The sequence below is a fragment of the uncultured Clostridium sp. genome (genome assembly GCF_937920395.1).
In the GTDB taxonomy this organism is placed as follows: domain Bacteria; phylum Bacillota; class Clostridia; order Clostridiales; family Clostridiaceae; genus Clostridium_AD.
The window spans coordinates 1-8,563 of sequence record NZ_CALEVF010000103.1; the positions used below are offsets into that span (position 1 = coordinate 1).

An 8,563-nucleotide genomic window follows, 5' to 3' on the forward strand; every position below is an offset into this window, starting at 1 on the left:
TAATCATAATTGCAGTCCAACCTATTAGCTGAAGTATATTTAAAATTGAAAATAAGTATGTACTATATACTCCAAAAGAAATATTAGTAGAAGTCATTGAGGGCACCTTTTCACGAGTTCCAATAATGCCTCCAAGCACTAATATTCCCGTGCCTATCAAATGTCCTACAAGTATTACGATTATTCCTACTTTAAATCCTAAGGGTGCAATTAATCCACCAGTCATTATTTCAGCAATAGATACCGCAGCTCCAAACCACAAAAATACAAAGGTCCAAAATCCTAATTTCTCTTTATCCTTAATCATTAGCCATTCCCGCTTTTTTATATAATTCGTAAAAATGGTTTGTTGGTCCAACTCCATGCCCAATATCCAAAGAATGTTTAATAGCAATTGTTATATATTCCTTTGATTTTTGTATTGATTCTTTCATGTTAAAACCCAGTGCCAAATTTGCTGCAATAGCAGATGATAAAGTGCACCCCGTGCCATGAGTGTTTTTTGTATTTATTCTGCCTGACGTAAAATTTATGATATCAAATCCATCATAAAATACATCTATAGCATCACCCTTCATATGTCCACCTTTTAAAAGTATATTTTTGCATCCTAATTTATAAATTTCTTTTGTAGCATTTTCCATATCTTCTACTGTTTTTATATCCTGGAAATCTGAATTTACTTCACGAAGTATTTCTTCAGCCTCTGGTACATTAGGTGTTATAAGTGATGCAAGAGGTATAAGTTTTTTAATTAAAGCTGATTTTGAATCTGGCTTTAGAAGCGAATAACCACTTTTTGATATCATTACAGGATCAAGTACTATATTTTTAGGCTTGTACAATTGTAACTTCTCCGTTATGGCATCAATAGTAGAAATTTTAGATACCATACCAATTTTAACAGCATCTACAATTATATCTGTGAAAATGGCATCAATTTGTGCCTTTATGATTTCTGCGTCTAGATCCCGAACTTCAAAAACTCCCATAGTATTCTGCGCTGTTATGGCTGTTATGACACTCATTGCATATACGCCATTTGCGCTTAAGCTTTTTAAATCTGCTTGAATACCTGCACCTCCACAACTATCGGAACCTGCTATAGTTAAAACTTTTTTCATGTTATTTTCCTCCTGTATTTTTCTGTTTTAGATTTCTCTATTTAAATTAGTAAGTTTTTTAAAATCTATTACTCTAAGAATTAAAAATGCAATTAGACTTCCTCCAATAGTACTTATTAAAAATGGTGCTACAAAAAACAATGCACCCACTTTTTTGCCCATTATAATATTAGCAATTGGAAATGCTAATATTCCTCCAATGATTCCTGTTCCAAATATCTCTCCGACTACTGCTAGTAGATTCATTTTAGTTTTCTTATATAATATTCCAGCTAAAATTACCCCGACCATACTTCCAGGAAATGCCAAAAGCGAACCTGTTCCTAAAATATTTCTTAGTAAAGATATACAAAAGGCTATTGCTACGCCATATCCAGGGCCTAATAATACAGCTGATATAACATTAATTGTAGACTGAACCGGAAAGCATCTTGCTACCCCAACCGGTATAAATATGATATTACCAGCTATTACGCCAATAGCTATTAAAAGTGATGAAATAGTTAACTTTTTAGTCTTCATGCATCGACACTCCCTTATCTTATATAATCAAAAGGAATAAACTCTAAATAAACTAGCGTAAATAGTGTGCTGCATAACTAAAAAAACACAAATCCAAAGGATTTGTGTTTTTTTAACGTGATATATAATAATTCATATATAATACACCAATAAACAACTTCCTACGCTGGCATTATCCAGTTCAGGTCATAGGGTCAAAGAATTTCGATTCTTGTTCTCAGTTGGCATATCCAACTCCCCTGTGCTCGGTTATTCTTTTTTTACTTTATACACTAATAATAACATAACAAGTTATTATAAACAATTATATTTAACATTTCTATTCAAGTCTTATCCCTGATCTCTTAACAGCTATATGCCATCCATGAAGTAATTCTTTCCTATGTTCCTCTGTCATACTAGGTTTAAAACTTCTTGATATCGCCCAATGCTCTGCAACCTCTTCCTTGCTTTTCCAATATCCTACTGCAAGCCCAGCAAGATAAGCTGCACCAAGTGCTGTAGTTTCAGTAACTTCTGGTCTATCTACTCGAACATTTAAAATATCTGATTGAAACTGCATTAAAAAATTGTTATTGCAAGCTCCTCCATCAACCTTAAGTTCAGTGAGTTTAATTCCAGAATCTTGTTGCATTGCTTTTAGAACATCATGGGTTTGATATGCAAGTGCTTCAAGAGTTGCTCTTATTAAATGTGCCTTTTTTGATCCTCTTGTAAGTCCTACAATCGTTCCTCTCGCATAAGGATCCCAGTATGGTGCACCAAGACCTACAAAAGCTGGAACTACATATACTCCATTTGTATCTTCTACGGACATTGCATATTCTTCGCAATCAGAAGCATTATCAATCATTTGAAGTTCATCTCTTAACCATTGTATAGCAGCTCCTGCTATAAATACACTGCCTTCAAGTGCATACTCTACTTTTCCATCTATTCCCCAAGCAATAGTTGTAAGTAGTCCCTGTTTAGATTCAATTGCTTTATCTCCAGTATTCATTAGCATAAAGCATCCTGTACCATATGTATTTTTTGCTGTTCCTGACTTATAGCAGGTTTGACCGAACAGTGCAGCTTGTTGGTCTCCAGCGGCTCCCGCTATAGGAATTTCTCCACCAAACAATGAACTATCCGTATGTCCATAAACATAACTTGAGGGTTTAACTTCTGGAAGCATTGATTTTGGTATATTTAATGTTTCAAGTAATTCATCATCCCATTTAAGTTCATGTATGTTAAAGAGCATTGTTCTTGATGCATTGGAATAGTCTGTTACGTATGTTTTTCCTCCAGTTAAATTCCAAATTAACCATGTATCAATATTACCAAATAATAGATTTCCTGCTTCTGCCTTAGCTCTAGCACCTTCTACATTGTCTAATATCCATTTTATTTTTGTTCCAGAAAAATACGCATCTAAAATTAATCCGGTTTTAGCTCTAACTACTTTATCAAAACCTTTTTCCGTTAATTCATCGCAATACTCAGCTGTTCTCCTACATTGCCAAACAATTGCATTGTATACTGGGACGCCTGTCCTTTTATCCCAAACTACAGTAGTTTCTCTTTGATTTGTAATACCTATTGCTGCAATGTCTGAGGCACTGGCGTTAACTTTAGCCATCGCCTCAGTTACAACGCTAATTTGACTTGACCATATTTCCATGGGATCATGTTCTACCCATGCAGCTTTGGGAAATATCTGAGTAAATTCCTTTTGAGCTGACGTTACAATAAGCCCCTTTTCATCGAATAAAATACATCTTGAACTTGTTGTTCCTTGATCAAGCGCCATTATATATTTAGCCATATTAGCAAAACTCCCTTTTAAATTAATTTTATTGAACCGTTTACAAATTAATACACAAAAAAAACGCCAAAATAAAGCATAATACTTTATAATAACGTGGCTCATTATCTCTGCCAAATATCATATATCATTAATTAAATTATAACTTACTATTATAACTTTTGCAATATTAGATAAAAATTTCACAATTTCTATTTGTTTTCATAAAACTTATATCCATTAATGTAACATTTTGTATTACTTGCAATGTAATAATTCTTAATATTTCAAATGATTTATTTTTTATACTAGTGAAATTTTATGAAAGAGAAAACAACATAAGATTTGTTAATAATTTCATCTATATTTTATAAAAAAGTGGGTATCCTATATAATGCACTGAATATGCACAGTGTAATTTTTATTTTGAAAGGGGATTTTTATGGATAAGTATAGTTTAGAAGAAACAAAAAAATTAAATAATCAATCAACTAAAAACGGAGGTTCAAGCGCTACATCAAATGCTGGTATGAGTAACAGTACTAGTGATGCCAATTTACAAGAGACAATACAATTAAATAATCAATCAGCTTCAAATAAAGGCACTAATGGTGCTTCAAGTTCTAGTATGTCAGGTATGTCTAACATGTCAGACGTTTCTAATATGTCTAGTAGCACTAGTGAATCTTCTATAGACGAAACAAAAAAACTGAATGCCCAATCAGTTTCTAATAAAGGAACTAGTGGTTATTCAAATGCTGATATGTCTAATATGTCTAGTAGCACTAGTGATTCTGTTTTAGAAGAAACAAAAAAACTAAATGCTCAATCAGTTTCAAATAAAGGAACTAGTAACTAATATCATATTTTTATGTTACTTTTTTAACTATAATTAGAATAAATATAGATATTAACAATATATATTTCTTTTTAGGGGAGTCAAATTAAATTTTGACTTCCTTTACTATATTATTTCAACTAATTTTCTTCTTCTACATAAGTAACATTACCATCGAAAATATAAGCTAAAGAAGTTTTTGTACCTTCTAGTGCATACATCATTTTTTCTATAACACTTTGCTCTTCCTTATTGGTTATTATAGAAAGTTTATCATCCTCATGAACTTCAGATTTAAGTTCGAATTCATAAATAAAATCATTTATTAATCTTACCCACTCAGCTGTGTCATTAGATCCTACATTTTGTCTCTTTCCGAACTCTTTTATTGTTCTATCTAATTGTTTTTTTGAATATCTCAATATATTTGCCATTCTTTCGCCGCCTCCCTACTACTTTTAAAAGTTTTTGTGTTTAATTCTAGATTTATCCACAATAACATAAAAGGATGAACTTTTATGGTTCATCCTTTTATTATTAAATAATTTCTATTTTTTTATGCTTTAACTTCTGGTTCAGCAACAGCTGCTTCAGGAGTCGCAACTACTTCTTCAACTTCTTCTTCAACCTCTTCCTTCATTTGTGTTATAGATGCGTAAACTTCATCTTCCTTATCCATAACTTTTATTTCTTTATTTAAATCAAAATTCTTTATTGTAATTGAATCTCCAAGAGCCATTTGTGATACATCAATACTTAATCCATCTGGCATTATAGCCATCTTACCAAAAACATCTATTTCTGGTTTTTGAACTTGTAATTGAAGACGTTGTGAGCTTAAATTCTCTTCACCCTTATAAGCAATAGGCAATTGCATTTTAATTTCATGATCTTTAGATACAAGTTGCACATCTATGTGTGTAATTTTAGCAGTTACTGGATGTCTTTGAATTTCTTTTATAAATCCAGTTTTTTCTTCTTCTCCGTATTTAACTAAAACTTTTGCATTAGAACCATGTTTTGCGAGAATTTTTCTTAATGGTACTAATTCAAATTTTACAGAAGTTGCATCTGTAGAACCATCTCCATACATTACTCCAGCAATAAAACCATCTTCATTAAATCTTTTATTGCTTGCAGTTCTTTCAAGTGCATTCAAAATAACCTGTTCCATAATAATTCGCTCCTCTTGGCTTATAAAGCCTTTCTGTTTATTATTTTATATACATATGCTACCAATAATAATTTCCAATAATATTTGTGTTAAACTTTAAAATGACGTGATTTTTTTAACTAACAGTACCTAAAAATTTAATATATGTAATTGTAAACATTAAAAGACAACATAAATACACTGCTGCCTTCGTAAATACATTCGTTGAATTTCTATATTGTACGTATCATTTATACAAATAAATAAAAAAAACCAGCATCACTACCCAAAAGGTAACATTAGTAATTAAAACATAATTATATTATAGCACATCATATCATATATTAGCAACAGAAGTTGTCCGTCACTATACCATCTTTTTCAGTATCATTATAAACTAATTTTATTATTAAATCAATTTAAAATGGATATATTTAAAGTTTTTTAAGAATGATATAATTAAATAAGTTAACTTCTTAGTTTCGATTGTTAAAATACATAATATATCAATTTGTTCATTATTTACTGTTATAATTGTATATATAAATATCGATTGGAGGAATAGCATTGATTAAATATAAAAAGATACCTTATATAGAATTTGTCCCCATCATTATAATTACTTTTCTTCTTTACAGAATTGTAAATAACATTGAAAATGTAGGTTCAATACTTCATAAAATTTTTTCATTAATGAGTTATTTTATCTGGGGATTTGTTATAGCCTATTTGCTTAATCCGCTTATGGTATATCTTGAAACAAAAGTCAAAATAAAAAGGCTCTATAGTATATTCATAATTTATACACTATTGATAGGAATAATAATATTAGGAGCGACACTACTTGCTCCTAATATTATTAACAGTGCTGTAGATTTGTTTAACAATATCCCTAAATTTGCAGATAAATCATATAAATGGTCTACCATATTTATATCTCAAAATGAATGGTTAAACAAATTTGATCTTACCACCAACTTAAATAAATACCTTAATACTTATAATAAAGATATATCCAAGTATTTCGCACCAGGTTTACAACTTATAATTGATAACTTAATGGGTTTAAGTTCTCTATTTATGAAATTAATATCAGGTATAGTAATATCCATTTATTTCTTAATAGATAAAGAATCTATTATTTTATATCTTAAGAAATTTATTTATTCTATTTCAAGTGATCATATTGCTATCACTGTAATTGATTTTTTAAAAATAGTTAATACTATATTTAAAAAATATTTTGTTGGTAAAATAATTGACTCTATTATTTTTGGAATTATAACATTTATCGGATTTATTATATTAGGTATACCATATGCTTTGCCTTTTAGCTTGGTAATTGCAATAACAAATATGATTCCATATTTTGGGAATATAATAGGAATGGCACCTGCTGTTATAATAACAATATTCTTTAATCCAATTAAATCTGTAGAAATAGTATTATTTATAGTAACACTTAGTAATATTGATGGCTGGTTCATTTCACCAAAAATCATTGGTGATAAGGTCGGGCTTAGTCCTCTACTTATAATCCTTGGAATAGTTCTTGGTGGAGGGTTATTTGGAATTATAGGAATGTTACTTGGCGTTCCTGCTATGGCATTAATTAATACTCTACTAGAAAATTTCATGAACAAACAAATAAAAAATAAGCACATCTAATAATTACAATAAAACATTTGCGAAGCAAATCACTTCGCAAATATTAATTAGTTAGCTTATTTCTTACATAAATTATTGTTTGATTTAGAATCAAATGTAAATGTAAGTGCAAATGACACTATCGCAATTATAATAAATGCTATAAACACCTCATGAAGCCCTGAATTTAAAGATAACTTTACTTGAAGACTACTTACACCATTACTTGAAATTGCACTCGAATATAAATTATTTGGCTTTATGCCACTTATTCCTATATTATTAAAATATTTAACTATACACATATTTAATATGGTTCCAAAAACACTTACCGCAATAGTTTGTCCGAGAGTTCGCACTAGCGAGTTTACTGCTGTCGCTGCCCCTCTTTTATTATATCCTACAGACTCTTGCACCACTATTGTTAATGTAGTAAATGCTCCTCCAAACCCAAATCCCATTATAAACCCATAAATTACAACTAACTGCAATGGAGATTCAATACTTAAAGTAGATAAAAATAAGCAACTAATAAATAAAATAAGATTAGCTGTCCCAATCACTATTTTTTTACCATATTTGGGAATTGCTTTAGTCAAAATAAATGACGATAAGAGCCATGCAATAGACATGGGTGCCATAGATATTCCAGAAATTGTTGGTCCAAACCCCAAAACATTTTGCATATATAAAGGCATGTAAACATCCGCGCCTATCAAAATACCTGATGCTAAAAAACTTATAGCATTTACTATATTGCTGGTCTTAGTAAAAATATCAAAGGGTATAATGGGTTCCTGTGCTTTCTTTTCTACATAATAGAATAAAACTAATAAAACAATTGTAACAACTATCGCTATTATGATATTCATTTTACCACCAGATAAACTACCCAGTAAAAATATTATAATTGCAAAAGAAAATAGTAATGTACCTACATAATCTATTTTGTGTTTCTTCCTTTCAACAGTTTCAATTAAGTTCTTTTGTAAAAGCACTATAGATATTATTCCAAAAGGTACATTTATAAAAAAAATCCAGTTCCAAGAAATATTTTCTATTAAAAAGCCTCCTAAAAAGGGTCCAACTAAACTTGCTATTCCCCACACTGTGCTTATCCATCCTTGAACCTTCGTGCTTTCTTTAGCCGTAAAAATATCACCCACTATTGTATAAGTGACTGTAAATATTGCTCCTGCACCTAGTCCTTGAATGCCGCGAGATGCTATAAGTTGATACATACTTTGTGATATCCCACAAAGACAGCTTCCAACTATAAAAATTATAATTCCAATAGATAGAATGTTTTTTCTTCCATATAAATCAGATAATTTCCCGTATATTGGTGTAGAAATTGCAGATGTCAATAAATAGGCAGAAAAAACCCAACTTATAAGTTCAAACCCATTTAGCTCTTTAACTATAGTTGGTATCGCAGTAGTTACAACAGATCGGAAGAGCACACGTCTGAACTCCAGTCACCCAGGTTA

General features: G+C 30.5%; 8 protein-coding genes and 1 riboswitch. Of the genes, 2 read left to right on the forward strand and 6 right to left on the reverse strand.

The features are described 5' to 3' along the window. From Q0649_RS09040 to glpK, 4 genes are all read right to left on the reverse strand, one after another. Nucleotides 1-307: cytosine permease (locus tag Q0649_RS09040; protein WP_298840520.1), on the reverse strand; the 307-nt coding region annotated here is incomplete at its 3' end. After that, nucleotides 300-1,124, reverse strand: a complete 825-nt coding sequence (thiD, locus tag Q0649_RS09045; RefSeq protein WP_298840522.1) for a bifunctional hydroxymethylpyrimidine kinase/phosphomethylpyrimidine kinase — start codon at nucleotides 1,122-1,124, stop codon at nucleotides 300-302. The genes Q0649_RS09040 and thiD, both read right to left, overlap by 8 nt. Nucleotides 1,125-1,151: 27 nt before the next feature. Then, nucleotides 1,152-1,646, reverse strand: coding sequence for an energy coupling factor transporter S component ThiW (gene thiW / locus Q0649_RS09050; RefSeq protein WP_298840525.1), 495 nt, complete (start codon nucleotides 1,644-1,646; stop codon nucleotides 1,152-1,154). 140 nt (nucleotides 1,647-1,786) lie between these two features. Next, a riboswitch (TPP riboswitch) is annotated at nucleotides 1,787-1,897 on the reverse strand. 68 nt (nucleotides 1,898-1,965) lie between these two features. Continuing rightward, a complete protein-coding gene (glpK, locus tag Q0649_RS09055) occupies nucleotides 1,966-3,456 on the reverse strand; it encodes a glycerol kinase GlpK (protein WP_298840527.1) in 1,491 nt (496 codons plus the stop codon). A gap of 421 nt (nucleotides 3,457-3,877) precedes the next feature. On the opposite strand from glpK, the gene Q0649_RS09060 reads away from it, so the two are divergent. Next, the gene (locus tag Q0649_RS09060; protein WP_298840530.1) at nucleotides 3,878-4,294 is read left to right on the forward strand and encodes a hypothetical protein; all 417 of its coding nucleotides are present in this window, start codon (nucleotides 3,878-3,880) and stop codon (nucleotides 4,292-4,294) included. A 119-nt stretch (nucleotides 4,295-4,413) separates the two neighbouring features. Here Q0649_RS09060 and Q0649_RS09065 read toward each other — a convergent pair whose 3' ends face one another. Further along, complete coding sequence (locus Q0649_RS09065; protein ID WP_298840533.1) at nucleotides 4,414-4,707, reverse strand: hypothetical protein; 294 nt, start codon at nucleotides 4,705-4,707, stop codon at nucleotides 4,414-4,416. A 122-nt stretch (nucleotides 4,708-4,829) separates the two neighbouring features. After that, nucleotides 4,830-5,447, reverse strand: coding sequence for a 50S ribosomal protein L25 (locus tag Q0649_RS09070; RefSeq protein ID WP_298840535.1), 618 nt, complete (start codon nucleotides 5,445-5,447; stop codon nucleotides 4,830-4,832). A 546-nt stretch (nucleotides 5,448-5,993) separates the two neighbouring features. Between Q0649_RS09070 and Q0649_RS09075 the strand changes: the two genes are divergently transcribed. After that, nucleotides 5,994-7,094, forward strand: coding sequence for an AI-2E family transporter (locus tag Q0649_RS09075; protein ID WP_298840538.1), 1,101 nt, complete (start codon nucleotides 5,994-5,996; stop codon nucleotides 7,092-7,094). The last annotated feature ends 1,469 nt before the right edge of the window (nucleotides 7,095-8,563 follow it).